This window comes from Aliihoeflea sp. (assembly GCF_052435475.1).
Classification (GTDB): Bacteria; Pseudomonadota; Alphaproteobacteria; order Rhizobiales; family Rhizobiaceae; genus Aliihoeflea.
Genome location: NZ_JBQVMV010000002.1, coordinates 298,934 through 325,924 on the forward strand (window position 1 = coordinate 298,934; position 26,991 = coordinate 325,924).

Consider the following 26,991-nt stretch of genomic DNA (forward strand, 5'->3'; position numbering starts at 1 on the left):
GAATCGACCGCTCTCGTAGTGTAAGGACGCCGCCACGGGCAGGGTGCGTTCCCGGCCCCCAGGCGATATTGAACGGGTGCGACAATGACGAAATGGTCTCCGAATTCCTGGCGTGACAAGCCGATCCAGCAGGTTCCTGCCTATCCGGATCTCGGCGCCCTTGCAGAGACCGAAAAGCAGCTTGCCAGCTATCCGCCGCTCGTTTTTGCAGGCGAGGCGCGCAAATTGAAGAAGCAGCTTGCCGCCGTTTCGGCCGGCGAAGCCTTCATGCTTCAGGGCGGCGACTGCGCCGAAAGCTTCGCCGAACACGGCGCCGACAACATCCGCGACTTCTTCCGAGTCTTCCTGCAGATGGCGGTGGTGCTGACCTTCGGCGGCGCGCAGCCTGTGGTGAAGGTCGGCCGCATCGCCGGCCAGTTCGCCAAGCCGCGCTCGTCCGATACCGAGACGAAGGACGGCGTGGCGCTGCCTTCCTATCGCGGCGACATCATCAACGGCATCGAATTCAACGAGGAAGCGCGCACGCCGAACCCGGCGCGCCAGCGCATGGCGTACCGCCAGTCGGCCGCCACGCTGAACCTGCTGCGCGCTTTCGCGCAGGGCGGCTATGCAAGCCTCGAGAACGTCCACAAGTGGATGCTCGGCTTCGTGTCGGACAGCCCGCAGTCCGAGCGCTACAAGGCGCTGGCGAACCGCATCACCGAGACGGTCGATTTCATGAATGCTGTCGGCATCACGTCCGAATCGCATGCGGCGCTGCGCGAAACCGACTTCTACACCAGCCACGAGGCGCTGCTTCTCGGCTACGAGGAAGCGATGACGCGCGTTGATTCCACCTCGGGCGACTGGTACGCGACGTCCGGCCACATGATCTGGATCGGCGACCGCACGCGCCAGCCGGACCATGCGCATGTCGAATATTGCCGCGGCATCAAGAATCCGCTCGGCCTGAAATGCGGCCCGTCGATGACGCCGGACGGGCTGATCAAACTCATCGACCTGCTCAATCCCGAAAATGAAGCAGGCCGCCTGACGCTGATCGCGCGCTTCGGGTCGGAAGCGGTCGGCGACCATCTGCCGAAGCTCATCCGCGCCGTCGAGAAGGAAGGCCGCAAGGTCGTCTGGTCCTGCGACCCGATGCACGGTAACACGATCACGGCTGCCGGTTACAAGACGCGGCCTTTCGACCGGATACTGAAGGAGGTCCAGACCTTCTTCGACGTCCACGCGGCCGAGGGCACCCATGCCGGCGGCATCCACATCGAGATGACGGGCAAGAACGTCACGGAATGCACCGGCGGCGCCCGCGCCGTCCGCGACGAGGACCTTCAGGATCGCTACCACACACATTGTGACCCGCGCCTCAACGCCGATCAGGCACTCGAACTTGCCTTTCTGGTGAGCGAGCTCCTGGCCAAGAAGAAGCACGGCCAGGCACCGCGCCAGGCCGTCAACGCCTGAAATCGGCGCAGGTAGTGCCTCAGGCGGCGACCGTGCTGCCTGAGCCGACGGACCCGCCAGCGGCTGCCGGCGGGGCAAAGACGCTGATCGCCGCCGGGTGCACCTTGAAGTGGGCCGGCGTCTGCGTGACGATCTCGCCATCCGTGTTGACCGGTCGCGGCCGGTCCGTCTCGATGTCGAACTCGACGCAACGCGCCGTGCGCACCTCGTTCCAGGCACCGTGGCGGCCCGAGCGGAACGAGCGCATCATCAGCGCAAGTTTCCAGACATTTGAGAGTTCGAGGCTGTAGAGGTCGAGATGGCCGTCGTCGATCTCGGCCGTTTCCTCGACGACATTGCCGCCGCCGTAGTGCCGGCCATTGCCGACTGCGATCTGGTAGGTCGAGACGCGGATCGTGTCGCCCTTTTCGGTGATCGTCGCCTTGAACGGGCGCACCTTGGTCAGCACGCGGCTCGCCGCGATCGCATAGCCGAGCCGGCCCCAGCGCTTCTTCGTCTGTGGATCGAGGCTCTGGGCGAGTTCGGTGGAAAGGCCGATCGAGGCGACGTTGAAGAAGGCATGGCCGTTGACTGTGCCGACATCAACCTTGCGCGCATGGCCGTCGGCGATGACGCCCGCCGCTTCCACTAGGTCCATCGGGATGTTGAGCGTGCGGGCGAGGTCGTTGGCCGTTCCCATCGGCATGATGCCCATCGGCAGGCCGGACTCCATCACCGCCACCGCCGCCGACGAGACCGTCCCGTCACCACCGCAGACGATGACGAGATCGGCCCGTTCGCGCAATCGCACGACGTCGCGCGCGATCTCGGGCAGCGCCTCGAAAGGCTCGACCATCACGTCGAGCCCGCCGACTTTCAGCCTTTCCAGGACTGGCTCGACAGGCTCGCGCCCGCGGCGCGCATTCGGATTGACGAGGAAAAGGGCGCGCTTGGTCGTTTGCAAGGAGGAGTTCCTTCTCCGGTTCGGGAAGCCTTCGCCAGATAGGAACTGTCATTTGCCATTGCGAGCTTTTCGCTGACGGCGACTGAACAATCAGTCTCTCTTGGCGCAAGAGGCGCGGCATGCCTATCTGCGCGGCCAAGGAGCGCATCATGGACGAAAACGACCACCTGCCGAACCTCGAGAGCCGAACCGGCCTGCCGGAGGACCTGCGCTTTCTCGTCGAGAAATATCCGCGCGATAGCTGGACCGGACATCGCAACGTCCACGGCATGGCGTCGATGTGGCTGCAGCGGCACGACATGTTCCGCGAACTGGGCGGGACACTGACGGGCTCGATCGCCGATTATCGCGAGGGCAGAACCGACGCGCCCGGATTCGCCCGGTTCTTCGCGCCGCGTCTGAACTTCTTCCTCGGTCAGCTCGACGGCCATCACAATATCGAGGACCAGCACTATTTTCCGATCTTCGCGCGGGTCGAGACGCGGCTGAAGCGCGGCTTCGACATCCTCGATGCCGATCATCACCTGATCCACGACGCGCTACAAATGAACGCGCAGACGGCCAACGCTTTTCTCCAGGCACTGACCGGAGACGCCGACGCCCAGCGCTATGCGGCCGATGCCTATGCCGATCAAAATGCGCGGCTCGTCGCCATGCTTGCCCGCCATCTCGACGACGAGGAAGATCTGATCATTCCGCTGATCCTCGAAAAGGGCGACCGGGAACTCGGCGGCTACTGATTGCGCCTGTGCAAAGGCCGCGCTAGACGAACGGCATGAGTGAAACGCCCGACATTCTCCGCATCGCGATCGCGCAGTTGAACCCGACGGTCGGCGACATTGCCGGCAACCTCGTGAAAGCCCGCGAGGCGCGGGCCGATGCGGCGCGGCAGGGCGCAGACCTCGTCCTTTTCACCGAACTCTTCATCGCCGGCTATCCGCCGGAGGATCTCGTCCTGAAGCGCGCCTTCGTCGCCGCCTGCGAGAAGGCGGTTGGCGACCTCGTCGCGGATACGGCGGACGGGGGCCCGGGCATCGTCATCGGCACGCCGCTCGCCCGCAAGAGCGGGCTGCACAATGCCATCGTCGTCGCCGACAAGGGCAAGGTGGTCGCCGAACGCTACAAGCTCGACCTGCCGAACTATGGCGAATTCGACGAAAAGCGCGTGTTTCAGCCCGGTCCCGACATGCCGGGGCCGGTCAATTTCCGCGGCGTGCGGCTCGGCATTCCGATCTGCGAGGACATCTGGGGCGAGCTCGGCGTCTGCGAGACGCTGGCCGAGGCCGGCGCCGAATTGCTGCTCGTGCCGAACGGCTCGCCCTATTATCGCGGCAAATCCGACGTGCGCCAGCAGGTCGTGATCCGCGAAGTGATCGAAAGCGGCCTGCCGCTGATCTACGCCAACCAGCTCGGCGGGCAGGATGAGCTGATCTTCGACGGCGCCTCCTTCGCCATCAACGCCGACAAGTCGCTCGCCTTCCAGATGAGCCCCTTTGAGGAAACGCTGGCCGTCACGACGTGGCGACGCGGCGAAGACGATGTCTGGGCCTGCACCGAAGGTCCGCGCGCGATTCTGCCCGAGGCGCAGGAGGCGGACTATCGCGCCTGCATGCTGGGCCTGCGCGACTATGTGAACAAGAACGGCTTCAAGACCGTGGTGCTCGGCCTTTCGGGCGGTATCGATTCGGCGATCTGCGCCGCGCTCGCCGTCGATGCGCTCGGCGAGGAGCGTGTGCGCACGATCATGATGCCCTACCGCTACACGTCGAAGGATTCGCTGAAGGACGCCGAGGACTGCGCCCGCGCGCTCGGCTGCCGCTACGATATCGTAGCCATCACTGAGCCGGTCGAAGGGTTTTCCAATGCGCTCGGCCAGCTCTTCGAGGGCACGGAAGAGGGGATCACCGAGGAAAACTTGCAGAGCCGCGCGCGCGGCGTGATCCTGATGGCGGTCTCCAACAAGTTCGGCGCAATGGTCGTGACGACCGGAAACAAGTCGGAAATGTCGGTCGGCTACGCGACGCTCTATGGCGACATGAATGGCGGCTTCAATCCGATCAAGGACCTCTACAAGATGCAGGTCTACGGCCTGTCGGCGTGGCGCAACACCACCGTCCCACCCGGCGCGCTTGGACCCTCGGGCGAGGTCATCCCGCAGAACATCATCGACAAGGCGCCCTCCGCCGAGCTTCGACCCGACCAGACCGACCAGGATTCGCTGCCGCCCTATCCGGTGCTCGACGACATTCTCGAATGCCTCGTCGAAAACGAGATGGGCGTCGATGAGATCGTGGCGCGCGGACATGACCGCGAACTCGTCCACCGGGTCGAGCATCTGCTCTACGTCGCCGAATACAAGCGGCGGCAGGCCGCGCCGGGCGTGAAGATCACGAAAAAGAATTTCGGGCGCGACCGGCGCTACCCGATCACCAACCGCTTTCGCGACCGGAGCTGAGCACGAAATGACCGTCACCGTCCGCTTTGCGCCGTCGCCGACCGGCCATATCCATATCGGCAATACGCGCACGGCGCTGTTCAACTGGCTCTTCGCCCGAAAGGCCGAGGGCCGGTTCATCCTTCGGTTCGACGACACGGACGTGGCGCGGTCGAAGCAGGAATATGCCGACCAGATTCAGAAGGACCTCTTCTGGCTCGGCATCAAGCCCGACGTGACGGTGCACCAGTCGGCCCGCTTCGCGACCTATGACGCGGCCGTCGAGACGTTGAAGGCGAAGGGCCTGCTCTATCCCTGCTACGAGACGGCGGACGAGCTGGAGCGCAAGCGCAAGCTGCGCCTGACGCGGCGCCTGCCGCCGGTCTATGGCCGCGAGGCGCTGAAGCTGACGGCGGATGAGAAGGCGGCGATCGAGGCCGAAGGCCGCATGCCGCACTGGCGTTTCCTGCTACCGAATTTCGAGGCCGACCCGTTCGCGCCGCATCGCACCGAAGTCCATTGGGACGACGTCGTGCGCGGGCCGCAGACTGTCGATCTCGCTTCGATGTCCGATCCGGTGCTGGTGCGCGAGGACGGCACTTATCTCTACACGCTTCCCTCGGTCGCCGACGACATCGAGATGGGCGTGACGCACGTCATCCGCGGCGACGACCACGTCACGAACACCGGCGCGCAGATCGCGCTCTTCAAGGCGTTGGGCGGCGTGCCGCCCGGCTTCGGCCACCACAATCTCCTGACGACGAGCACGGGCGAAGGGCTGTCGAAGCGCACCGGGTCGCTGTCGATCAAGGGCCTTCGCGAAGCCGGCATCGAGCCGCTGGCGATCGCATCGCTGGCGGTGCTGATCGGAACGTCGGAGAATGTAGCGGCCGTCCACTCGCTTGACGAACTCGCCGACCGATTCGACCCGGCCGCGACGTCGAAATCGGCGGCCAAGTTCGATCCGGCCGATCTCGACGGGCTCAATCGCGACGTGCTGCACGCCATGCCGTTTGCGACGGCTAAGTCGCGGCTGGCCGAACTCGGCATCGATGGCGACAAGGCAGAGCCGTTCTGGCTGGCCCTGCGTGGCAATCTCGACCGGTTCGAACAGGCGCATGAGTGGTGGGCGATCCTGTCGCCGAAGGGTCGGCCTTCCTATGCCGCGCCGGACGAAGACCGTGAATTCTTGAAACAGGCCTTTGCCGAACTCCCGGTCGAGCCGTGGGGCCAGATGACGTGGAAAATCTGGACCGACCGCGTCAAGCAGGTGACGGGCCGCAAGGGCAGGGCGCTCTTCATGCCGCTTCGGCTGGCGCTTACCGGCCGGGAATCCGGCCCGGAGCTCGCAAATCTATTGCCGCTTCTGGGGCGGGAAGAAAGCTTGGCCCGACGACCCTGACCGGCGGCTGGTCGGCAAGGTCACGCAATTCGGCTTCGATGACCGGCGCGGCGGCGACGGTAGGCCGCTTGTAGGCATCGGCCATGGACGCGCCGATCACGACGAGGCTGCCGTTCGAGATCATCGCACGCATTCGCGACGGCTGGCCCTTGCAACTCGCGTCGTGAAATGACGGCGAAACCCGTTGGCAGGCGAATGCCGGCTGCGCGGCGAACGTCATTGCAAGGCAGGCCGCCGAAATAGGGAATCGCAATTTCACCGCATGGATCATGCCCGACGGATAGCGTGCCACGGTTAATCCGCCGTTGCCGCGCTGGCCGTCTGGCTCGCCTCGACGACCGCCAGCGCCGTCATGTTGACGACGCCGCGCGAGGTGACCGACGGCGTCAGGATATGAGCCGGTCGCGACGTTCCGAGCAGGATCGGACCGACATGAAGCGAATCGGTCATCGCCTTGATCGTGTTGAGCGCGATGTTCGCCGCATCGAGATTCGGGAAAACGAGAAGATTGGCCTCTCCGGTCAGGCGCGAATGCGGAAAGACGCGGTTGCGCAACGGTTCGGACAGTGCGGAATCGCCATGCATTTCGCCATCGGCGATGAGGTCGGGCGCAAGCCGGTGAAGGATTTCCGCGGCCTGGCGCATCTTGAGAGCGCTTGCCGAATCGCGCGAGCCGAAATTGGAATGGGAAAGAAGCGCAGCCTTGGGCTCGATGCCGAAGCGACGAATCTCCGTTGCGGCGAGGATCGTCATCTCGGCGATGTCGTCGGCGCAGGGGTCGACGGTCACATAGGTGTCGGTGAAGAAGGTCACGCCGCGCTGCGAAATCAGCATCGACAGCGCCGAAAGGTCTGCGACCTCCGGCCGTCTGCCGATGATCAGTTCGACGTTGCGAAGATGGCGCTCGAAACGACCCTCGAGCCCGCAGATCATCGCGTCGGCCTCGCCGCGCATCATGGCAAGCGCAGCGATGACCGTGTTGTTGGTGCGTACCATCGTCCGCGCGGCTTCGGTGGTGACGCCGCGGCGGCCGCCAAGCCGGATCAGAAGATCGACATAGTCGCGGTAGCGCGGATCGTCTTCCGGATTGATGATCTCGAAGTCCGTCTGGGGCCTGATCTTGAGGCCGTAGCGCACCAGCCGCGTCTCGATGACGGCTGGACGGCCGATCAGGATCGGCCGGGCGATCTTTTCCTCCAGCACGACCTGCGCGGCGCGCAGGACGCGCTCGTCTTCGCCATCCGAATAGATGACGCGGTTCGTCGTCGCGTTCCGAGCCGCGGCGAAGACCGGCTTCATCACCAGGCCGGAACGGAAGACGAAACGTGTCAGCCGATCGACATAGACGCCCATGTCCTCGATCGGACGCGTCGCGACGCCGGTTTCCATCGCTGCGCGGGCGACGGCCGGCGCGATGCGCAGGATGAGGCGCGGATCGAAGGGCGAGGGGATGAGAAAGTCGGGGCCAAAGATCGGCGTCTCGCCCGAATAGGCCCGGGCGGCGACATCGGACGGTTCCTCGCGGGCGAGCGCAGCGATAGCGCGCACGGCGGCCATTTTCATCGGCTCGTTGATCGCCGTCGCGCCGACATCGAGCGCGCCGCGGAAGATGTAGGGGAAGCAGAGGACGTTGTTGACCTGGTTCGGGAAGTCCGAACGGCCGGTACAGATCATCGCATCGGGACGCGCCGCCCGGGCGAGTTCCGGCATGATCTCCGGCGTCGGATTGGCAAGCGCCAGGATCAGCGGCCGCTCGGCCATATCCGCCAGGAGTTCGGGTTTGAGGACACCGGCGGCCGAAAGGCCGAGGAAGACGTCCGCACCGCCGATGACGTCGGCGAGCGAGCGCGCGTTGGTGTCCTTGAGATAAGGCTCCTTCCAACGGTCCATCTCCTCGACGCGGCCCTTGTAGGCGACGCCGTGCCGGTCGGTGATCCAGATGTTGTCGCGGCTGGCGCCGAGCTCGACGAGCAGATTGAGGCAGGCGAGCGCCGCCGCGCCGGCGCCGGAGGTGACGATCTTGACCTCGCCGATCGCCTTGCCAGCCAATTCGAGCGCGTTGAGGACGGCGGCGGCGACGATGATAGCCGTGCCGTGCTGGTCGTCATGGAAGACAGGGATCTTCATCCGCGCCTTCAACTGCTCCTCGACCTCGAAGCATTCGGGCGCCTTGATGTCCTCGAGATTGATGCCGCCGAAAGTCGGCTCGAGCGCCGAGACGGTCTCCACCATGCGCGCGATCTCGGGGGCGTCAATCTCGATGTCGAAGACGTCGATTCCGGCGAACTTCTTGAAGAGCACGGCCTTGCCCTCCATCACCGGCTTGGAGGCCAGCGGTCCGATATTGCCGAGCCCGAGCACCGCCGACCCGTTGGAGATGACGGCGACGAGGTTCGAGCGGGCAGTGTAGTCGGCGGCGAGCGCCGGGTTTTCGTGGATGGCAAGGCAGGGCGCGGCGACGCCGGGCGAATAGGCGAGCGCGAGGTCGCGCTGGTTGCCGAGCGGCTTCGTCGCTTGGATTTCCAGCTTACCGGGCGCCGGGTAGCGATGGTAGAAAAGCGCCGCCTCGTCGAGGTCCGCCGGCGGTGCTTTCGTCGTCTCGACATCCATCATGGCTCGCCCATCCTTGCTCGTCTTCTTTTCGTTTTTCGATAGCCCGCGCGGTCGTCGCAAATCGTTCGCCGCCGCCATGCCGAAATCGGCGCCAACCTATCGCCAGCCACCCTCGAAAGACAACCGTCATATGGCTGTGATCTGACTCACGCCATAGAGCGGACGACGCAATGACGAGGGCAATGCATGACCGCCACTCCGCGCCGCTTTCGCACGCTCTTCATCTCCGACTTGCATCTGGGGTCGAAGCCCGCCAAGGCCGACTATCTGATCGACTTTCTGCGCCATCACGAGGCGGGCCGAATCTACCTCGTGGGCGACATCGTCGACGGTTGGCGGCTGAAGCGCTCCTGGCATTGGCCGCAGGCGCATAACGACGTCGTCCAGAAGTTTCTTCGCCAGGCGCGAAAGGGCTGCCGCATCACATACATCGCCGGCAATCACGACGAGTTCCTGCGCAATTTCCAGGGAACGCATTTCGGCGGCATCGTCGTTGCCGACCGCGCGATCCACGAGGCGGCGGACGGGCGGCGTTATCTGGTCATCCACGGTGACCAGTTCGATGCCGTCGTCCACAACTATCGCTGGCTCGCCACGCTCGGCGACAAGGCCTACGACGCTGCCATCGTCGTCGGCCGCGTCATCGCCCGGCTGCGCCGCCTGGCGAACCTGCCCTACTGGTCCTTCTCGTCCTGGGCGAAGCTGAGGGTCAAGAAGGCGGTGAACTTCATCAGCGCGTTTCAGGAAGTGCTCGCCGAGGAGGCGCGGCGTTCGGGCGTGGACGGCGTGATCTGCGGCCACATCCACCATGCGGTGATCGAGGAGGTTGGCGGCGTTCGTTACATAAACACCGGCGACTGGGTCGAAAGCTGCACGGCCGTCGCCGAGCATTTCGACGGCACGTTTGAGATCATCCACTGGGCAAGGGCAGGCGAGATCGCAGCGCCGGTCCTCGTCGCTGTCGATGTCGGCGCGGCTGTGGCGAAGGCCGCGTGACCTAGCCCCAGAGCGCCGGATCGGGAGGCGAGACAAGCGAGCCCGTATAAGCAAGGGCCGGCGCACGGTCTTTGGCAAGCAGAAGCGGTCCGTCGAGGTCGACGTAATCGGCATCCTGCGCCAGCAGGACCGCAGGCGCCATCGCCAGCGACGTTCCCACCATGCAGCCCACCATGACGCCGAAGCCGAGCGAACGCGCGCGGTCGCGCAGGATGATCGCAGACGTAAGCCCGCCGGTCTTGTCGAGCTTGATGTTTACGGCATCGTAAAGCCCGAGAAGCTGTTCCAGATCATCCGGTCCGTGGACGCTCTCATCGGCGCAGATCGGGACCGGGTGAGGGATCGAGCGCAAGATCTCGTCCTTGCCCTGCGGCAGCGGCTGCTCGATGAGCGAGACCTTGAACTCCGCCGCCACGAGCATGTGCTCGCGGATGTTTTCCGGCGTCCAGCCTTCATTGGCGTCGAGGATGATGCGGCTGTTCGGGGCGGAACTCGCAACCGCATGGATGCGCGCTCGGTCGTCCTCGGTCCCGACCTTGACCTTGAGCAAGGGGCGGAACGCATTGGAGCGCGCCTGCGCCGCCATTTCGTCCGGTGTTCCCAGCGAGATCGTCAAGGCGGTGGTCAGGGGACGGGGCGGCATGGCGCAGACGTCCGAATGCGCGCGTCGGCCGCCGATCTTCGATTCGAGATCCCAGAGAGCGCAGTCGACCGCGTTGCGCGCTGCGCCGGCCGGCAAGAGACCGATCACGGCGGTCCGGTCCGCCCCCTCGCGTATCGCCGGCATGACCGATTCGATCGCGCCACGAACCTGATCGAGACTTTCACCATATCGTGAATAGGGAACGCATTCGCCGCGCCCGGTGTTTTGTCCTTCGGTGATCGTGCAGGTGACGACTTCCGCCTCGGTCTTCGAACCCCTTGAAATCCTGAAACTCCCGGCGATCGGGAACCGTTCTATCTCGGCAGAAATGTCACGCCGCATGAGGAATTCTCCAGTGCTGAAATCGCGTCCCGGTTGACAAAGTGACAGCCGAGAAAATCGTGAGTAAGACTTCCGCCATGTTCAGGAAACGTGGATCGGAAGCAAGTCAGGCTTCAGCCGAAAGCAATCTGACGCGCCCCTCCGTCGAGTGGCGGGACGAGGGCGGCCGGCTTGTCGCGATGCTCTCCGGCGACTGGGACACGCAGACCGTAGCCGCCGTCGACGAGCAGATGCGCGAACTGGAAGACCGGCGTTCGGCGCAGCGTCTTTCGATCGACGTTTCGCGCGTCGGCCGCATGGACACCGCCGGCGCCTGGCTGATCGAGCGCCTCGCGCATGCCCATCGCAGCCGCGGGGCCGAGGTCGCCATGTCCGGCCAGACCGAATCGCTCGGCATCCTGTTCGATGCGGTCGGCGAGGCGTTGCGCAAGCCGGTCGAGCCCCGGACCGACGACCGTACCTCGATCTTCCTGCGCCCCATCGAGGGGCTGGGAAAGGCGATGTACAGCCTTCGCGGGGATTTCCTCGCATCGATGCACATTCTGGGCGCAACCATCCGCGGCGGTCAGTTGAAGCTCGGACGCGGCCATTCGGTAAACCTCGCCGCGATCTTCAACCAGATCGACCGGATGGGCGTGGGCGCCATCCCCGTCGTCGTCCTGATGTCCTTCATCGTCGGCGCCATCGTCGCCCAGCAGGGCGCCTTCCAGCTTCGCTATTTCGGCGCCGAAATCTTCGTCGTCGATCTCGTGGGCATTCTCGTTTTGCGCGAGATGGGCGTGCTGTTGACCGCGATCATGGTCGCCGGTCGCTCTGGCAGCGCCATCACGGCCGAAATCGGCTCGATGAAGATGCGCGAGGAGGTCGATGCGCTGACGGTCATCGGCCTCAATCCGGTCGGCGTCCTCGTCTTTCCGCGACTGGTCGCGCTGGTGATCGCGCTGCCCTGCCTGACGGTACTCGCCAATTTCGCGGCCATCGGCGGCGCGATGACGGTCACCTGGGTCTATTCGGGCATCACGCCGGATGCGTTTCTCGACCGCATGCGCGCGTCGATCGACATCGGCACCATCATGGCCGGCCTGATCAAGGCGCCGTTCATGGCGCTGATCATCGGCATCATCGGGTCCGTCGAGGGGATGAAGGTCGGCGGAAGCGCCGAATCGTTGGGACGGCAGGTCACGACCTCGGTCGTGAAGTCGATCTTCGTCGTCATCGTGCTGGATGGCCTGTTCGCCATCTTCTACGCCGCGATCAATTTCTGAGGCCGCAATGAGCGAAGCGACGATCCAGACCGCTCCGGTCCACCTCCATCCCGCCCCCGGGCGGGACGTGGTGCTGAGCGCGCGCGACGTGACGGTTTCGTTCGGCCGGACCACCGTTCTGGAAAACCTGTCTCTCGACGTCTATCGCGGCGAAATCCTGGGCTTCATCGGGCCATCGGGCGCCGGCAAGTCGGTTCTCCTGCGCACGGTCCTCGGCCTCAATCGCAAGCAGGCCGGCACGATCGAACTTTTCGGCGTCGACATCGACAAGGTGACGGACCAGCAGCGCGTCGCCATCGACATGCGCCTCGGCGTCCTTTTCCAGCATGGCGCGCTTTTCTCGGCGCTGACGGTGAAGGAGAACATCCAGGTCCCGATGCGTGAATATCTCGACCTGCCCAAGCGCCTGATGGACGAGCTGGCGATGCTGAAGCTCGAACTGGTCGGCCTGAAGCCCGACGCCGCCGACAAGTTTCCCTCCGAGCTGTCAGGCGGCATGATCAAGCGTGCCGCATTGGCGCGGGCGCTCGCGCTCGATCCCGACATCGTCTTCCTCGACGAGCCGACCTCCGGCCTAGATCCGATCGGCGCGGCCGATTTCGACGAACTGGTCGACAAGCTGCGCAACACGATGGGGCTGACGGTCTACATGGTCACGCACGACCTCGACAGCCTGTTTTCGGTCTGCGACCGCATCGCCATTCTTGGCAACAAGCAGGTGATGGTCGACGGGACCGTCGAAGAATTGATGAACTACGACGAGCCGTGGGTGCAATCCTATTTCCGCGGAAAACGCGCGCGCCAGATCGACATGTCCGCGCGCGGTTGAACGAGAGAATTTGAATGGAAACACGTGCCAATTACGTCACCGTCGGCATCTTCACGCTGGTCGCCATCCTGTCCGCCTTCGCCTTCGTCTACTGGACGGCTGCGGTCGGCGAGCGCGGCGAGACGGCGCATGTTCGCATCCTCATTCCCGGTTCGGCCTCGGGTCTGGGGCGGGGCAGCGCGATCCTGTTCAACGGCGTGCGTGTCGGCGACATCCGCCGCGTCTATATCGATCCGCGCAACCCGGCAGCCGCGATCGCCGATGCCGAGATCGACCGGCTGACGCCGATCACCCGCTCGACGCAGGTCGATGTCGGCCTCGCGGGCCTGACCGGACAGGCAAACATCGAATTACGCGGCGCCAATCTCGACGAACCGAGCCTTCTCGACGAGGCCGACGCCAACAACACCGTCGCGGAACTGACGGCCAACCCTTCGGCCGTGACCAATCTTCTGGAGAGCGCCCAGTCGATCTTCCGCCGGGCCGACTCGGTCCTGACGGAGTTCGAAGGGTTCGCGACGGATGTGCGCGGTCCGCTGGTCGAATCCGCCCGCAACGCACAGCGCTTCTCCGAAGCACTCGGACGCAATGCGGAAGGCATCGACACGTTTCTGGCCAGTGTTTCCGAGCTCTCGGGAACGCTCGCAAGGGTCTCCGGCCAGCTCGAATCGACGCTCGGTGCGGCCGAAACCTTCATCGCCGCCATCGATCCCGACCGGATCAACGCGGTCGTTTCGAACGTCGAGGAATTCACCGGTGATCTGCGCGTGGCAGGCGACGGGCTTGCCAACATCATGGCCAATGTCGATCGCGCGTCTGCGTCCGTCGCCGAACTGACCGCGAGCGCGCAGGGCACGTTCGCGCGCGTCGATGGCGCCGTCGCCAATGTCGAGGCGATCATCGGCGAGGTCGATCCGCAGGTGATCGGTGAAGTCGTTACCAATTTCTCCGCCGCCAGCGACACAATCCGCCAGGCCGCGGCCGACGTCTCGTCCGTGGCCGAGACCGTCAGCGGCCGTTCCGACGATATCGACGCGATCATTTCCGATGCGCGTCTTCTGGGCGAACGGCTCAACCAGGCTTCGCTTCGTGTCGATTCCGTTCTCGTGCGCGTCGACGACCTGCTCGGCTCGGGGCAGGCCGATGGCGTGATCGCCGATACGCGCGACACGCTGCGCAGCTTCCGCCAGGTCGCCGATACGCTGAACGAGCGCATCGACAGCCTGCTCGGCTCGGAAGAGACCGAAGGGCTCATCGCGGATGCACGCCAGACGCTCGATGCGTTCCGCGGCATGGCGAACACGATCGACGCGCGCGTCGACGACGTGCTGGGCTCTGAAAACACACAAGGTCTGATCGCCGATGCGAGTGCGACGCTTGCCGCCTATCGTCAAGTCGCCAACACGCTGAACCAGCAGGTGGGGGTCATTTCGGGTAATCTCTCCCGCTTCACGGGGCAGGGCCTGCGCGAGGTCGACGGACTGGTCCGCGACACGCGCCAGTCGATCAACCGCATCGAACGGGCGATCACCGATCTCGAGCGAAATCCGCAGCGCATTCTGGGCGGGGGTGCCGGCGAGGTGCGGCAGTTCGACGGACGCCAGCGCCGATGAGGGAACCAATCATGTCAAATGACAATTCTAGGGCTGGGTGTGCGCGCGCCGGTTGCATCCGCCTCGCTCAATCCATCATCTCGGGGGTCGATCTGTGACATTGCGTTTTCGTTTTCTGGCCTTGGCCGGTCTCGCCCTTTCCTTGTCCGGCTGTGCGCTCCTCGGTGGAGGCCCGGCACCGCTCGACACGTTCGAACTGACCACGACGGCCACCGCTGCCAGCGGTCCGCAGCGCGGCCGGACCCAGATCCTGATCGCCGAACCGACTGCATTGCAGTCGCTCGACGGCCAGGAAATCGTGATCCGCACGTCGCCCGGCTCGATCGAATATCTGTCCGGCGCGCAATGGTCTGACCGACTGCCGCGCGTCGTGCAGGTGCGCCTGTCCGAGTCGTTTCAGGCTTCCGGACGTCTCGCCGGCGTCGGGCTGCCGGGCCAGGGGCTGGCGATCGACTACCAGATCGTGACCGAAATCCGCTCCTTCGGCGTTCGCGTCGACGGCGGAGCGCGGGCCGATGTCGGGCTGTTCGTCAAGGTGCTGAACGATCGCAACGGATCGGTGCGCGCGTCGCGGCTGTTCACCGCGCAGGCGCCCGTTGCCGGAACAGGCAACGTTGCCTACGCCGCAGCCCTCGACGAGGCGTTCTCGCAGGCGATCAGCGAACTTGTGCCGTGGGCGATTTCGGCTATGTAGCCACCGCTTCGCCGATGCAGGCGCGGCGCGTCAGCGAACGGTTCATCGCATCGATCTGGCCGATGGCGAGATTGCGTTGCCGTACCTCCTCGGCACGCAGATCGGGAATCAGCGGGCCGACGCCCATGAACCGCGATTCTGTTGCCGGCGTGCGCTGAACGGTCGGCGCCACGCCATATTGTGCAGCCAGCGCGTTTCGCTCGCCGATCAGTTGCGGGCAAGGCGTGTCGTCATAGCGGATCGAATTGACCACTTCCGCTTCGAGCCCTTCATTCAAGGTCGTGCAGCCGGCGGCAGCCAGAAGAGTGAAGGCGGCGACGAGTGGAACGGTCTTGTGCATCGGCAGGCAGGCTCTCGTGAGTTTGGCGGCATAATGCACGGAATCCGATCGCATTCCAGCTTGATGGCAGGACGGGATCGCGAATCCGCCGCATTCGATGCTAGAAGACGATATGCAGCGGATTCGGGGTGTTTCCGCACGCTCAGGACAAATGCTGGAGGGAATCTTGACTTCGATGAAGCTCGCCGTCGCCGCGACGGCTCTCATTTTCGCTGCCGGGTGCACGACCGATCCGTTTACCGGTGAGCAGCGCATGTCGAATACGGCCGGCGGTGCTGCGATCGGCGCGGGCCTCGGCGCGCTCGCCGGCCTTGCCGTCGGTGGCAGCGACCGTGCTCAGCGCAACGCCGTTCTCATCGGCGCCGGTGTCGGCGCGCTCGGCGGCGGCGCCATCGGCAACTATATGGACCGGCAGGAAGACGAGTTGCGGCAGCAGCTTCAGGGCACCGGCGTATCGGTCACGCGTCAAGGCGACCAGATCATCCTCAACATGCCGTCCAACGTCACTTTCGATACCGATCAGGATCAGGTGCGCGGCGAATTCTACAACACGCTCAATTCGGTCGCTCTTGTCCTGCGCCGCTACGAGCAGACCGTGGTGGACGTCAATGGTCACACCGATTCGACCGGCAACCCGTCCTACAATCAGGGCCTGTCGGAGCGCCGTGCGCTTTCGGTCGCGAACTATCTCAACGCGCAGGGCATCGATGGCCGTCGCTTCGCCGTCAACGGCTTCGGCGACCGCCAGCCGGTGACCTCCAACGCGACACCGGAAGGCCGCCAGCAGAACCGCCGCGTCGAAATCTACCTCGCGCCGATCACCTGATTCTGCAAATGAACCGAAGCAAAAAAGCCCCGGATTTCCGGGGCTTTTTCTCTGTTCAGAGCGCCTTGGCGATCTTCGCCGCCAGCCGGGCGTTGTTCTCGACCAGCGCGATGTTCGTCTTGAGGCTCGCGCCATCCGTGAGTTCGAGCAGCCGGCCGAGCAGATACGGTGTCACCGCCTTGCCCGTGATGCCCTTGGGGCCAAGCTCGGCTTGCGCCTGCGCAATATGCCCGGCCATGATCTCGGCCGGAATTTCCTGGTCCTGCGGCACCGGATTGGCGATCAGCATGCCGCCGCGAAGACCGAGTTCCTGACGCGTTAGGTGGAACCCCGCGATGTCTGCCGCTTCGTCGAGCCGCAATGGAGCAGGCAGCGCAGAGCGCGACGACCAGAACGCCGGCATGACGTCCGTGCGGTAACCGACGACCGGGACTCCGCGCGTCTCCAGCACTTCGAGCGTCTTTTCGACGTCGAGAATCGCCTTCGCGCCGGCCGAGACCACGATGACCGGCGTGCGTGCCAGTCCGTCGAGATCGGCCGAAATGTCGAAGCTCGTCTCGGCGCCCTTGTGGACGCCGCCGATGCCGCCCGTCGCAAAGACCTGGATGCCGGCGAGTTCAGCCGCGATCATCGTCGCGGCGACCGTGGTGCCCCCTGTCTTCTTCTGCGCCACGGCAAAGGCAAGGTCGGCACGCGAGAGCTTCATCACGTCCTTTGCCTGCGCGAGGGCGTGGCGCTCGGCGTCGGTCAGTCCGATCTTGATTCGCCCGTCGACGATGGCGATCGTCGCCGGAACGGCGCCTTCCTCACGAATGATCGCCTCCACGCGCGCAGCCATTTCGCCGTTCTGCGGGTAGGGCATGCCATGGGTGATGATCGTGCTTTCGAGCGCGACGATCGGCTTGCCGGCATGCTTTGCGGCGGCGACTTCCGTGGAATAGTCGAGATAGGCTTGGCTTGGCGTCATGTCAGGCTCCGATGACTTCCGGCACGTCGGCCAGGCGTTTCAGCAATTCGGCCTCGTCGAAATCCGCGACGACGGTTTCGCTCTCGATCGTCAGCGACGCGGCGGCGATGCCATGGCGCACCGCTTGGTGGAAGTCCAGCCCTTGTAGCATGCGCGCCAGCGTCACGCCGGCCAGCGCATCGCCGGCGCCGGTGACGTCGCGCACGTTCCTCACTTCGGGCGGCGTCAGCTTCGCAAGGCGACCTGCGTCAAGCAAGAGGAGCCCGCCGCTCCCGGCGGTGATGACGGCACGCGCAAGCCCCTTCTCGGAAAGCGCACGGCCCAGTGTTTCGTCGGGTGCGCCGGCGCCAAGCCCGCTGAGCGCGCATGCCTCGTTCCGGTTCATGAACAGCATCGACAGCGATTTGAGGATCGGTTCCAGCCGCTGAATTTTGGCCGGCGAGACACCGATCGCAAAAAGGGGCAGCGCCCTAATCGACCCGGCAAGCCGCTCGAGCGCCGGCTGCGGCAGGTTGGCATCGGTCAAAATGCCATCCGTACCGCTGATGGCATCGCGGAAGGGATGCCTGCGCAATTGCTTGTCGAAGGCCTGCTCGTAAAGCGCCATGTCGGCAAAGCCGCAAACGAGTTCGCCCGTTTCTTCGAGGATTGCGGTGTAGCTCGGCGTCGAGCGGTCCAGAAATGTCGCGGAAATGTCGCTGATGCCGGCGGCGATGATCGCATGCTCGACCATCTGCCCGGCGGCATCGCCGCCGCGAACCGACAGCATTGCCCCTTGCGCGCCGACGCGACAGGCGTTGCGCAGCGCGTTGAATGCGCCGCCGCCGACCTCCTCGCGCATCGCGCCGGGATTGGACGCACCCGGACGGTACGGGCCTGAGACGACACCACGCCGGTCGATATGAGCGCCGCCCACGGCAAGAATCGAACATCGCCCGATCATGGCGCCACCCGCGCGCCGGCCGTTGGAATCGCGCGGCCGAGACGGCCGACGACCTTGCGGAAGAAGGAGAACATATTTCGAACCTGTGCGACTAAATCCATATATTCCAGTGGCTTGACCCCACTTGCAAAAAGGGAACAAAAAAGGTACAAAAATCTACGGGACACGGAACTGTCCATCTTCGCTGACCAGCACGGGGTATGTATCATGGCTCAGAATTCATTGCGGCTTGTAGAGGACAGATCTGTGGACAAGACAAAGGCACTCGACGCTGCGCTTTCGCAGATCGAGCGTGCGTTCGGCAAGGGCTCGATCATGCGGCTCGGCGCGAACGAGCAGGTAGTGGAAATCGCGACCATTCCCACCGGATCGCTCGGTCTCGATATCGCATTGGGCGTCGGCGGCTTGCCGAAGGGGCGAATTGTCGAGATTTACGGGCCGGAAAGCTCGGGCAAGACGACGCTTGCGCTGCATACGGTTGCCGAAGCGCAGAAGAAGGGTGGCATCTGCGCTTTCGTCGACGCCGAGCATGCGCTCGATCCCGTCTATGCACGCAAGCTGGGCGTCGACCTTGAAAACCTGCTGATCTCGCAGCCCGATACGGGCGAGCAGGCGCTGGAAATCTGCGACACGCTGGTCCGCTCCGGAGCGATCGACGTGCTGGTGGTCGATTCGGTCGCCGCCCTGACGCCGCGCGCCGAAATCGAAGGCGAGATGGGCGATTCGCTCCCAGGCCTGCAGGCGCGCCTGATGAGCCAGGCGCTGCGCAAGCTGACCGCGTCGATCTCGCGGTCCAACACCATGGTCATCTTCATCAACCAGATTCGCATGAAGATCGGCGTCATGTTCGGGTCGCCGGAAACCACGACGGGTGGCAACGCGCTTAAGTTCTACGCCTCGGTCCGCCTCGACATCCGCCGCATCGGCTCGGTCAAGGATCGCGACGAGGTCGTCGGCAACCAGACCCGCGTCAAGGTCGTCAAGAACAAGCTTGCACCGCCCTTCAAGCAGGTCGAATTCGACATCCTGTATGGCGAGGGCGTGTCGAAGGTCGGCGAACTGGTCGATCTTGGCGTCAAGGCTGGCGTGGTGGAGAAGTCGGGCGCCTGGTTCTCCTACAATTCGCAACGTCTTGGCCAGGGTCGCGAGAACGCCAAGCAGTTCCTGCGCGACAATCCGGAGGCTGCCCGCGAGATCGAACTGGCGCTACGCCAGAATGCCGGCCTGATCGCTGAAAAGTTCCTTGAAGCAAAGCGTGATGGCGACGGCGAAGATGATGCGGATTTTGATGACGCCGCCGGCATGTAGATCCGGGCGGTCGCGTTGACGAAGAAGGCCGTCGGATGTTCCGGCGGCCTTTTTCATTCGTATTTTGGAGGAACCGCCGTCGCTTCGCGCAATCGGCCTGGCGTTCGGTGCTGATTTCTGGACAGCCCAATTGCCTGACGCTAAAAGGCGTTCTTTCCCCGTTTCCGCGGGCAGTCAGCACGTAAAGGTTCGCAGATGAGTGGCGTCAACGAAATCCGATCGACCTTCCTCGACTATTTTCGGAAGAACGGTCACGAGGCGGTTGCGTCGAGCCCGCTCGTCCCGCGCAACGATCCGACGCTGATGTTCACCAATGCGGGCATGGTCCAGTTCAAGAACGTCTTCACCGGGCTTGAGACGCGCCCCTATTCGCGCGCGGCGACGGCGCAGAAGTGCGTGCGTGCCGGCGGCAAGCACAACGATCTCGACAATGTCGGGTACACCGCGCGCCATCACACCTTCTTCGAGATGCTGGGCAATTTCTCGTTCGGAGACTACTTCAAGGAAGAGGCGATCACGCTCGCCTGGAACCTGATCACAAGGGAATACGGTATCGACCCGACGCGTCTGGTCGTGACCGTCTACCACACGGACGACGAAGCGGCCGCGCACTGGAAGAAGATCGCCGGGCTTGGCGACGACCGCATCATCCGCATCGCGACGAGCGACAATTTCTGGGCCATGGGCGATACCGGCCCCTGCGGCCCGTGTTCCGAGATTTTCTACGACCACGGCGAAGGCATTTCTGGCGGCCCTCCCGGCAGCCCGGATGAGGATGGCGACCGCTTCATCGAGATCTGGAACCTCGTCTTCATGCAGTACGAGCAGATTTCGAAGGAACAGCGTATCGATCTGCCGCGTCCCTCGATCGACACCGGCATGGGGCTGGAGCGCATCGCGGCCGTGCTTCAGGGCGTTCACGACAATTACGACATCGACCTCTTCAAGGCCCTGATCCGCGCTTCCGAAGAAGCGACGGGCGTCAAGGCCGAAGGCAAGAACCGCGCGAGCCACCGGGTCATCGCCGACCATCTGCGCGCCGCGAGCTTCCTCATCGCCGACGGCGTCCTGCCGTCGAACGAGGGCCGTGGCTATGTCCTGCGCCGCATCATGCGCCGCGCGATGCGGCACGCGCAGCTTCTGGGCGCAGCCGATCCGCTGATGTGGCGCCTCGTGCCAGCGCTCGTGCGCGAGATGGGCCAGGCCTATCCCGAACTCGTGCGCGGACAGGCGCTCATCACCGAGACGCTGAAGCTCGAGGAATCGCGCTTCCGCAAGACGCTCGCGCGCGGCCTTGGCCTCCTGTCTGATGCGACCGAAAAGCTCGGCGAGGGCGACCGCCTCGATGGCGAGATGGCTTTCAAGCTCTACGACACCTACGGCTTCCCGCTCGACCTGACGCAGGACGCGCTGCGCCAGCGCGGCATTTCCGTCGACACCGACGCGTTTTCCGCGGCGATGGAGCGGCAGAAGGCCGAGGCGCGCGCCAATTGGACAGGCTCCGGCGAAGCGGCGACCGAAACCGTCTGGTTCGGCATCCGCGACAAGGTCGGCGCGAGCGAATTCCTCGGCTATGAGACCGAAGCGGCCGAAGGCGTCATCGCCGCGATCGTCAAGGGCGGCACGCAGGCAGAAGGTGCTTCCGATGGCGAAGACGTCGCGATCGTCCTCAACCAGACGCCATTCTACGGCGAATCCGGCGGCCAGGTGGGCGATACAGGCCGAATTCTCGGCGAAGGCTTCGCAATCGACGTCACCGACACGCAGAAGAAGGCCGACGGCCTGTTCGTCCATTTCGGACGCGTCGCGTCGGGTACGGTGAAAATCGGCGCTCCCGTCGAGCTCAAGGTCGACGCCGCGCGCCGCGCCCGCATCCGCCGCAATCATTCAGCAACCCATCTCGTCCACGAGGCGTTGCGCGAAGTGCTCGGCACGCACGTTGCGCAGAAGGGTTCGCTCGTCGCGCCTGACCGCCTGCGCTTCGATTTTTCGCATCCCAAGCCGATCGCGCCCGAAGAGCTTGCGCGGGTCGAGGAACTCGCCAACGAGATCGTACTGCAGAATGCTCCCGTATCTACGCGGCTGATGGCCGTTGACGACGCGATCGCAGAAGGCGCCATGGCGCTCTTCGGCGAAAAGTATGGCGACGAGGTCCGCGTCGTGTCGATGGGTACGGCGCTTCATGGCGACAAAGCCGGCAAGAGCTATTCGACCGAGCTTTGCGGCGGAACGCATGTCGCCGCTACCGGCGATATCGGCATCGTGCGTCTTCTGGCCGAAGGCGCCGTGGCATCGGGCGTCCGCCGCATCGAGGCGCTGACGGGCGAAGCCGCGCGGCAACATCTCGACGAACAGGACAAGCGCCTGAAAGCGGCAGCCTCCGCGCTGAAGGTCGCGCCGGCGGATGTCGTCACTCGCCTCGAAGCCGTTCTCGACGAGCGCAAGAAGCTCGAGCGCGAACTTGCCGACGCCCGCAAGAAACTGGCGCTCGGCGGCGGCGCGGGTCCGGCTGGCGGGCAGGAAGCCGAGACCGTGGCCGGCGTCGGCTTCCTCGGCCGCGTCGTCTCGGGCGTGTCGGCCAAGGATTTGAAGCCGCTGGCAGACGAGGGCAAGTCGTCAGTCGGGTCCGGCATCGTCGTCTTCGTCGGCACGGATGATGGCAAGGCGAGCATCGTCGTCGGCGTCACCAGCGATCTGACCGGTCGCTACAGTGCAGTCGATCTCGTTCGTGCCGCCTCCGCCGCTATCGGCGGGAAGGGTGGAGGCGGCCGGCCAGACATGGCACAGGCCGGCGGCCCAGACGCAGCCAATGCGGATGCGGCCATCGCCGCGGTTCGCGAAGCGCTCGTCAGCTGATTTTCGCCAGCGCACAATGAAAAAAGCCGCGGCAATGCCGCGGCTTCGTCACTTTAAGTGTGGCCTTGCTTAGTCGTTCCAGACTTCCATCGAACCGACCGCGGCAGCATCGGCATTGAGCACGAGCTGATTGTTTTCCCAGGCGAACTGGTCGAGCGGGATCACCATGTCCTGGTCGGCAAAGCCGCCATTGCCTTCGAAGTCGACGACCAGCGCGGTCGCGGTGCCGGCTTCCGTACCGACCACCTCTTCGACTTCGCCGACCTTTTCGCCGCCGGCATAGACGTCCCAGTCGTCGATCTGGTCGACCGTGGCGTTGAACGCGGAAACCTGGACGTTGTCTTCGATCTCGACCCATGCCGTCTGGGCGAAGGCGGAGCCGGCGAGAAGGGCGGACGAGACGAAGGCGAGGGTAACGGTCTTGGCGAACATGGATTTACTCCTTGGCATTGATACTCGCCCTCAATGCGCGAGGGGCAGATTGGTTCGCCTGGCAGGTGTGCGACAAAAGAAAAGGGCGGCCCTGAAGCCGCCCCGTTCGCTTAGCCTTGGAAAACTGACCTTTAGGCCACCATCGCCTTCTGCAGGTTCTCGTCGACCTTGTCGAGGAAGCCGGACGTCGAGAGCCAAGGCTGGTCGGCGCCGATCAGAAGTGCCAGATCCTTGGTCATGTGGCCGGATTCGACGGTCTCGATGCACACGCGCTCCAGCGTCTCGGCGAAGTTCTTCAGTTCGGTATTGTCGTCGAGCTTGGCGCGGTGCGCGAGGCCGCGCGTCCAGGCGAAGATCGACGCGATCGAGTTGGTCGAGGTCTCCTGACCCTTCTCGTGCTGGCGGAAGTGACGCGTGACCGTGCCGTGCGCAGCTTCGGCCTCGACCGTCTGGCCGTCCGGCGTCATCAGGACCGAGGTCATCAGGCCGAGCGAGCCGAAGCCCTGCGCGACCGTGTCCGACTGGACGTCGCCGTCATAGTTCTTGCAGGCCCAGACATAGCCGCCCGACCACTTCAGCGAAGCCGCGACCATGTCGTCGATCAGGCGGTGCTCGTAGGTGATCTTCTTTTCCTTGAACTTCTCCAGGAACTCGGTCTCGTAGACCTCCTGGAAGATATCTTTGAAGCGGCCGTCATAGGCCTTGAGGATCGTGTTCTTGGTCGAAAGGTAAACCGGATAGCCGCGCAGCAGGCCGTAGTTCAGCGAGGCGCGCGCGAATTCGCGGATCGAATCGTCGAGATTGTACATCGCCATCGCGACGCCCGAGCCCGGTGCGTCGAAGACTTCGTGCTCGATGACCTGGCCGTCCTCGCCGACGAACCTGATCGTCAGCTTGCCGGCGCCGGGGAACTTGAAATCAGTGGCGCGGTACTGGTCGCCGAAGGCGTGACGGCCGACGATGATCGGCTGCGTCCAGCCCGGAACGAGGCGCGGGACGTTCTTCATGATGATCGGCTCGCGGAAGATGGTGCCGCCGAGAATGTTGCGGATCGTGCCGTTCGGCGAACGCCACATCTTCTTGAGGCCGAATTCCTCGACGCGGGCCTCGTCCGGCGTGATCGTGGCGCATTTGACGCCGACGCCGTACTTCTTGATCGCTTCGGCCGCATCGATCGTGATCTGGTCGTCGGTCGCGTCGCGGCTTTCCATGCCGAGGTCGTAATATTTCAGGTCGATATCAAGGTAGGGGTGGATCAGCTTGTCCTTGATGAACTGCCAGATGATCCGTGTCATCTCGTCGCCGTCGAGTTCGACGACCGGATTTGCCACCTTGATCTTCGCCATGAGAAATGCCTCGCTGTCTGTTGGGAGAAGGCGCGACCTGAAACGGCCGCGCCCGGGAATTTGCGGCCCCTATAGCATTGTGCGCCCGGAAGGCAAAGCCGACGGGATACAGGGCTTTGGACGTAGCGCGAGGAGGTCAGGATGAGCGTCGACGCTCGATTTTTCAGCTTCGATACCGGGCAGGTTTCCCTGAACGTCGCCGAGATGGGGGAGCGTGGCAAACCGCTGATCGTCTGCCTGCATGGCTTCCCCGAATATTGGGCGGCATGGGAAGGCGTGATGAGCGCGCTTGCCGGCGACTTCCACCTCGTCGCGCCCGACCAGCGCGGTTTCAACCTTTCCGACAAGCCGCAGGGCGTGGACGCCTATCGATCGAAACACGTCGTCGCCGATCTTGCGGCGCTCGCCGATCATTTGTCGCCCGGCTGGCCCTTCGTGCTCGCCGGCCACGACTGGGGCGCGTCGATCGCCTATGCGTACGCGTTCTCGCATCCCGACCGCCTGTCGCATCTCGTCATTGCGAATGGCGTGCACCCGGCGCTGTTCCAGCGCGCGATCTCCGATGATCCGGAGCAAAGACGCGCCAGCCAATATATGAACCGCCTGCGGGCCGATGGCGCCGAAGCACGCATGGCCGAGGACGAATATCGCCGTACATTCAACATGCTGTCGGGATTTTCGAAGACGGGCTGGATGACCGGCGAGGAGCGCGCGAGGTATCTGGCGGCATGGAGCCGGCCGGGTGCGATGACGGGCATGCTCAACTGGTACCGTGCCTCGCCGATCGCGGTTCCGGGCGTCGGCGAGCCGGCAATCCCGTCGCCGATCGACGACATGCCGCGCGAAACCTTTCTCGTCCGCATGCCGCATCTGCTTCTCTGGGGCGAGGCGGACGAGGCGTTGCGGCCGGCGACGATCGACGGCCTTGGCGACTATGCACCGCAATTGACCGTCAAGCGCTTTGCCGACAGCGGACACTGGATATTGCACGAGCAGCCGGACGCCGTGGCCGGCGCCATCCGCGACTTCGTCCGCTGACCCCTGTTCCGTTTTTTCCGCGCCTGTGCCAGTTGTGATTCCACATTCATCGACGGAAACGACATGGCAGGCACCGACCGCGACCGCTCGCTCATCCAGGAAGGCCCGGCGATCATCCTCGTCGAGCCTCAGCTTGGCGAGAATATCGGCATGGTCGCGCGCGCCATGGCGAATTTCGGGTTGGCCGAGCTGCGCCTCGTCAACCCGCGCGACGGCTGGCCGAGCGAGAAGGCGCGCGCCGCCGCCTCGAAGGCCGACCACGTCATCGACAAGGTCCGCGTCTTCGACACGTTGGCCGAGGCGATTGCCGATCTGAACTACGTGCTCGCGACGACTGCGCGGCAGCGCGACGGTTTCAAGCCGGTCCGTGGTCCGGTGTCGGCGGCAGGCGAACTGCGCCGCAGGTTCGGCGCGGGCGAGGGGATCGGCATCCTCTTCGGGCGCGAACGCTTCGGCCTCGACAATGAGGAGGTGGCGCTGGCCGACGAGATCGTCACCTTCCCGGTCAATCCCGCCTTCGCCTCGCTCAACATCGCGCAGGCGGTTCTGCTGATGTCCTATGAATGGATGAAGAGCGGTGCGGAAACCGAGCAGGTGCCGTTTTCCGGCCCCGTCATCGAGCAGGCGCCGAAGGCGATCTTCGCCGGCTTCTTCGACCATCTGGAATCGGCGCTCGACGCGCGCGGCTATTTCCGCCCTACCGCCAAAAAACCGCGCATGGTCGACGCGTTGCGTGCTGTGCTGACCCGCCCCGGCTTCAGCGTCGCCGAGATCAAGGCGCTGCGCGGCGTCCTGAATTCGCTCGACTATTACTCTCCGAAAGAACCACGCGGCGCAGGTTACTCCAAGCGCAAGGCCGAGGCCGATGCGCACGGTCGCGAGCCGGGAGACGCGGATGGCTGACCGGCCGATCATCCTGTTCGATTCGGGCATCGGCGGCCTCACCGTCCTGCGCGAAGCGCGCGTTTTGATGCCCGACCGGCGCTTCGTCTATGTCGCCGACGACGCGGCGTTTCCTTACGGCGACTGGGAGGAAGAGGCGCTGAAGGCGCGCATCGTCGAACTCGCCGGCAAACTCATCGCCGAGCACGATCCGCTCGTCTTCGCCATTCCCTGCAACACCGCCTCGACGCTGGTGCTTGAGGATCTGCGCGCCTCCTATCCGTCGACGCCCTTCGTCGGCACCGTCCCCGCGATCAAGCCGGCGGCCGAGCGAACCCATACTGGCCTCATTTCGGTTCTGGCGACGCCCGGCACGGTCAAGCGCGCCTATACGCGCAACTTGATCCAGTCCTTCGCGACCAAGTGCCACGTCCGGCTCGTCGGCAGCCAATCGCTCGCCCGCTTTGCCGAACAGCACATTCGCGGCGAAACCATCGACATGGAGGCGATCCGCGCGGAGATCGAGCCGTGCTTCATCGAGCAGGACGGTCGGCGCACCGACATCGTCGTACTGGCGTGCACGCATTATCCCTTTTTGGCGAACGTGTTCCGGCGGCTGGCACCATGGCCGGTCGACTGGCTCGACCCGGCCGAGGCGATCGCGCGGCGCGTTCTGGCGCTGCTCGAAAACAGTCCGGCAGGTGCCGGTGGGCGCGACGTTCCCGACCGTGCGATCTTCACCTCGGGCAGGGCGGATTTTGCGATCGACCGGCTGATGCAGGGTTTCGGCCTGCAATCGACGCTGCGACCTTGAAAGA

At 64.4% G+C, this 26,991-nt stretch carries 23 protein-coding genes; 15 read left to right on the top strand and 8 right to left on the bottom strand.

Translation table 11 applies throughout. The annotated features are described in order from the left end of the window. Window positions 1-84 precede the first annotated feature (84 nt). A complete protein-coding gene (locus tag ACT6QU_RS04550; protein WP_444562856.1) occupies window positions 85-1,461 on the top strand; it encodes a class II 3-deoxy-7-phosphoheptulonate synthase in 1,377 nt (458 codons plus the stop codon). A gap of 19 nt (window positions 1,462-1,480) precedes the next feature. On the opposite strand, the gene ACT6QU_RS04555 is transcribed toward ACT6QU_RS04550, so the two are convergent. Beyond that, entirely contained in the window at window positions 1,481-2,404 is a 924-nt protein-coding gene (locus ACT6QU_RS04555; RefSeq protein ID WP_444562857.1) for a lipid kinase, read from the bottom strand. Between the two features lie 119 nt (window positions 2,405-2,523). On the opposite strand from ACT6QU_RS04555, the gene ACT6QU_RS04560 reads away from it, so the two are divergent. Genes ACT6QU_RS04560 through gltX form a run of 3 tightly spaced genes read left to right on the top strand, consistent with a single transcriptional unit; the run spans window position 2,524 to window position 6,240 of the window. Next, window positions 2,524-3,144 carry a hemerythrin domain-containing protein gene (locus ACT6QU_RS04560; protein ID WP_444562858.1) on the top strand — a complete coding sequence of 207 codons (621 nt, stop codon included), beginning with the start codon at window positions 2,524-2,526 and terminating at the stop codon, window positions 3,142-3,144. A gap of 35 nt (window positions 3,145-3,179) precedes the next feature. Further along, a complete protein-coding gene (locus ACT6QU_RS04565) occupies window positions 3,180-4,859 on the top strand; it encodes an NAD+ synthase (RefSeq protein ID WP_444562859.1) in 1,680 nt (559 codons plus the stop codon). A gap of 7 nt (window positions 4,860-4,866) precedes the next feature. Continuing rightward, window positions 4,867-6,240: a glutamate--tRNA ligase gene (gltX, locus tag ACT6QU_RS04570; RefSeq protein ID WP_444562860.1), complete on the top strand. Its 1,374-nt coding sequence runs from the start codon at window positions 4,867-4,869 to the stop codon at window positions 6,238-6,240. Between the two features lie 294 nt (window positions 6,241-6,534). Here gltX and ACT6QU_RS04575 read toward each other — a convergent pair whose 3' ends face one another. Further along, window positions 6,535-8,850 carry an NADP-dependent malic enzyme gene (locus ACT6QU_RS04575; RefSeq protein WP_444563009.1) on the bottom strand — a complete coding sequence of 772 codons (2,316 nt, stop codon included), beginning with the start codon at window positions 8,848-8,850 and terminating at the stop codon, window positions 6,535-6,537. A gap of 189 nt (window positions 8,851-9,039) precedes the next feature. Between ACT6QU_RS04575 and ACT6QU_RS04580 the strand changes: the two genes are divergently transcribed. After that, window positions 9,040-9,849, top strand: coding sequence for a UDP-2,3-diacylglucosamine diphosphatase (locus ACT6QU_RS04580; RefSeq protein WP_444562861.1), 810 nt, complete (start codon window positions 9,040-9,042; stop codon window positions 9,847-9,849). 1 nt (window position 9,850) lies between these two features. Here ACT6QU_RS04580 and dgcA read toward each other — a convergent pair whose 3' ends face one another. Then, window positions 9,851-10,834, bottom strand: a complete 984-nt coding sequence (gene dgcA, locus ACT6QU_RS04585; protein WP_444562862.1) for an N-acetyl-D-Glu racemase DgcA — start codon at window positions 10,832-10,834, stop codon at window positions 9,851-9,853. A 77-nt stretch (window positions 10,835-10,911) separates the two neighbouring features. Between dgcA and ACT6QU_RS04590 the strand changes: the two genes are divergently transcribed. The 4 genes from ACT6QU_RS04590 (at window position 10,912) to ACT6QU_RS04605 (ending at window position 15,235) form a co-directional block, all read left to right on the top strand. After that, window positions 10,912-12,099 (top strand): ABC transporter permease, encoded by a 1,188-nt coding sequence (locus tag ACT6QU_RS04590; protein ID WP_444563010.1) that lies wholly within the window; start codon window positions 10,912-10,914, stop codon window positions 12,097-12,099. Between the two features lie 7 nt (window positions 12,100-12,106). Further along, window positions 12,107-12,928 (top strand): ABC transporter ATP-binding protein, encoded by an 822-nt coding sequence (locus ACT6QU_RS04595; protein WP_444562863.1) that lies wholly within the window; start codon window positions 12,107-12,109, stop codon window positions 12,926-12,928. A 14-nt stretch (window positions 12,929-12,942) separates the two neighbouring features. Next, entirely contained in the window at window positions 12,943-14,541 is a 1,599-nt protein-coding gene (locus ACT6QU_RS04600; protein WP_444562864.1) for an MlaD family protein, read from the top strand. Between the two features lie 94 nt (window positions 14,542-14,635). Next, window positions 14,636-15,235 carry an ABC-type transport auxiliary lipoprotein family protein gene (locus tag ACT6QU_RS04605; protein ID WP_444562865.1) on the top strand — a complete coding sequence of 200 codons (600 nt, stop codon included), beginning with the start codon at window positions 14,636-14,638 and terminating at the stop codon, window positions 15,233-15,235. Here ACT6QU_RS04605 and ACT6QU_RS04610 read toward each other — a convergent pair. Further along, window positions 15,228-15,575, bottom strand: coding sequence for a hypothetical protein (locus ACT6QU_RS04610; protein WP_444562866.1), 348 nt, complete (start codon window positions 15,573-15,575; stop codon window positions 15,228-15,230). The two genes, ACT6QU_RS04605 and ACT6QU_RS04610, sit on opposite strands and share 8 nt — an antisense overlap. 175 nt (window positions 15,576-15,750) lie before the next feature. Between ACT6QU_RS04610 and ACT6QU_RS04615 the strand changes: the two genes are divergently transcribed. After that, a complete protein-coding gene (locus ACT6QU_RS04615; protein ID WP_444563011.1) occupies window positions 15,751-16,401 on the top strand; it encodes an OmpA family protein in 651 nt (216 codons plus the stop codon). Window positions 16,402-16,456: 55 nt separating this feature from the next. Here the strand turns inward: ACT6QU_RS04615 and ACT6QU_RS04620 are convergent, their stop codons facing one another. Both ACT6QU_RS04620 and ACT6QU_RS04625 read right to left on the bottom strand, forming a co-directional pair. Next, on the bottom strand, window positions 16,457-17,368 hold the full coding sequence (locus tag ACT6QU_RS04620; protein WP_444562867.1) for a pseudouridine-5'-phosphate glycosidase: 912 nt from the start codon (window positions 17,366-17,368) through the stop codon (window positions 16,457-16,459). 1 nt (window position 17,369) lies between these two features. Continuing rightward, window positions 17,370-18,311, bottom strand: coding sequence for a carbohydrate kinase family protein (locus ACT6QU_RS04625; RefSeq protein WP_444562868.1), 942 nt, complete (start codon window positions 18,309-18,311; stop codon window positions 17,370-17,372). Window positions 18,312-18,518: 207 nt separating this feature from the next. Between ACT6QU_RS04625 and recA the strand changes: the two genes are divergently transcribed. Further along, window positions 18,519-19,619: a recombinase RecA gene (gene recA / locus ACT6QU_RS04630; protein ID WP_024585768.1), complete on the top strand. Its 1,101-nt coding sequence runs from the start codon at window positions 18,519-18,521 to the stop codon at window positions 19,617-19,619. Window positions 19,620-19,814: 195 nt separating this feature from the next. Then, a complete protein-coding gene (gene alaS / locus ACT6QU_RS04635) occupies window positions 19,815-22,475 on the top strand; it encodes an alanine--tRNA ligase (RefSeq protein ID WP_444562869.1) in 2,661 nt (886 codons plus the stop codon). Between the two features lie 69 nt (window positions 22,476-22,544). Here the strand turns inward: alaS and ACT6QU_RS04640 are convergent, their stop codons facing one another. Continuing rightward, window positions 22,545-22,907: a PRC-barrel domain-containing protein gene (locus ACT6QU_RS04640; protein ID WP_024585766.1), complete on the bottom strand. Its 363-nt coding sequence runs from the start codon at window positions 22,905-22,907 to the stop codon at window positions 22,545-22,547. 131 nt (window positions 22,908-23,038) lie between these two features. Beyond that, on the bottom strand, window positions 23,039-24,253 hold the full coding sequence (locus ACT6QU_RS04645) for an NADP-dependent isocitrate dehydrogenase (protein WP_444562870.1): 1,215 nt from the start codon (window positions 24,251-24,253) through the stop codon (window positions 23,039-23,041). A gap of 141 nt (window positions 24,254-24,394) precedes the next feature. On the opposite strand from ACT6QU_RS04645, the gene ACT6QU_RS04650 reads away from it, so the two are divergent. The 3 genes from ACT6QU_RS04650 (at window position 24,395) to murI (ending at window position 26,987) form a co-directional block, all read left to right on the top strand. Beyond that, the gene (locus tag ACT6QU_RS04650) at window positions 24,395-25,291 is read left to right on the top strand and encodes an alpha/beta fold hydrolase (RefSeq protein WP_444562871.1); all 897 of its coding nucleotides are present in this window, start codon (window positions 24,395-24,397) and stop codon (window positions 25,289-25,291) included. A gap of 63 nt (window positions 25,292-25,354) precedes the next feature. Continuing rightward, entirely contained in the window at window positions 25,355-26,194 is an 840-nt protein-coding gene (locus ACT6QU_RS04655; protein WP_444562872.1) for an RNA methyltransferase, read from the top strand. Then, window positions 26,187-26,987: a glutamate racemase gene (murI, locus tag ACT6QU_RS04660; RefSeq protein WP_444562873.1), complete on the top strand. Its 801-nt coding sequence runs from the start codon at window positions 26,187-26,189 to the stop codon at window positions 26,985-26,987. The genes ACT6QU_RS04655 and murI overlap by 8 nt, the downstream gene beginning before the upstream one ends. The last annotated feature ends 4 nt before the right edge of the window (window positions 26,988-26,991 follow it).

Bases quoted from the DNA above. Each gene is read 5' to 3' on its own strand.
- ACT6QU_RS04550 (WP_444562856.1), top strand. From the start codon at position 85: ATGACGAAATGGTCTCCGAATTCCTGGCGTGACAAGCCGATCCAGCAG.
- ACT6QU_RS04560 (WP_444562858.1), top strand. From the start codon at position 2,524: ATGCCTATCTGCGCGGCCAAGGAGCGCATCATGGACGAAAACGACCAC.
- ACT6QU_RS04565 (WP_444562859.1), top strand. From the start codon at position 3,180: ATGAGTGAAACGCCCGACATTCTCCGCATCGCGATCGCGCAGTTGAAC.
- gltX (WP_444562860.1), top strand. From the start codon at position 4,867: ATGACCGTCACCGTCCGCTTTGCGCCGTCGCCGACCGGCCATATCCAT.
- ACT6QU_RS04575 (WP_444563009.1), bottom strand. From the start codon at position 8,850: ATGGATGTCGAGACGACGAAAGCACCGCCGGCGGACCTCGACGAGGCG.
- ACT6QU_RS04580 (WP_444562861.1), top strand. From the start codon at position 9,040: ATGACCGCCACTCCGCGCCGCTTTCGCACGCTCTTCATCTCCGACTTG.
- dgcA (WP_444562862.1), bottom strand. From the start codon at position 10,834: ATGCGGCGTGACATTTCTGCCGAGATAGAACGGTTCCCGATCGCCGGG.
- ACT6QU_RS04590 (WP_444563010.1), top strand. From the start codon at position 10,912: ATGTTCAGGAAACGTGGATCGGAAGCAAGTCAGGCTTCAGCCGAAAGC.
- ACT6QU_RS04595 (WP_444562863.1), top strand. From the start codon at position 12,107: ATGAGCGAAGCGACGATCCAGACCGCTCCGGTCCACCTCCATCCCGCC.
- ACT6QU_RS04600 (WP_444562864.1), top strand. From the start codon at position 12,943: ATGGAAACACGTGCCAATTACGTCACCGTCGGCATCTTCACGCTGGTC.
- ACT6QU_RS04610 (WP_444562866.1), bottom strand. From the start codon at position 15,575: ATGCACAAGACCGTTCCACTCGTCGCCGCCTTCACTCTTCTGGCTGCC.
- ACT6QU_RS04615 (WP_444563011.1), top strand. From the start codon at position 15,751: ATGAAGCTCGCCGTCGCCGCGACGGCTCTCATTTTCGCTGCCGGGTGC.
- ACT6QU_RS04620 (WP_444562867.1), bottom strand. From the start codon at position 17,368: ATGACGCCAAGCCAAGCCTATCTCGACTATTCCACGGAAGTCGCCGCC.
- ACT6QU_RS04625 (WP_444562868.1), bottom strand. From the start codon at position 18,311: ATGATCGGGCGATGTTCGATTCTTGCCGTGGGCGGCGCTCATATCGAC.
- recA (WP_024585768.1), top strand. From the start codon at position 18,519: ATGGCTCAGAATTCATTGCGGCTTGTAGAGGACAGATCTGTGGACAAG.
- alaS (WP_444562869.1), top strand. From the start codon at position 19,815: ATGAGTGGCGTCAACGAAATCCGATCGACCTTCCTCGACTATTTTCGG.
- ACT6QU_RS04640 (WP_024585766.1), bottom strand. From the start codon at position 22,907: ATGTTCGCCAAGACCGTTACCCTCGCCTTCGTCTCGTCCGCCCTTCTC.
- ACT6QU_RS04645 (WP_444562870.1), bottom strand. From the start codon at position 24,253: ATGGCGAAGATCAAGGTGGCAAATCCGGTCGTCGAACTCGACGGCGAC.
- ACT6QU_RS04650 (WP_444562871.1), top strand. From the start codon at position 24,395: ATGAGCGTCGACGCTCGATTTTTCAGCTTCGATACCGGGCAGGTTTCC.
- ACT6QU_RS04655 (WP_444562872.1), top strand. From the start codon at position 25,355: ATGGCAGGCACCGACCGCGACCGCTCGCTCATCCAGGAAGGCCCGGCG.
- murI (WP_444562873.1), top strand. From the start codon at position 26,187: ATGGCTGACCGGCCGATCATCCTGTTCGATTCGGGCATCGGCGGCCTC.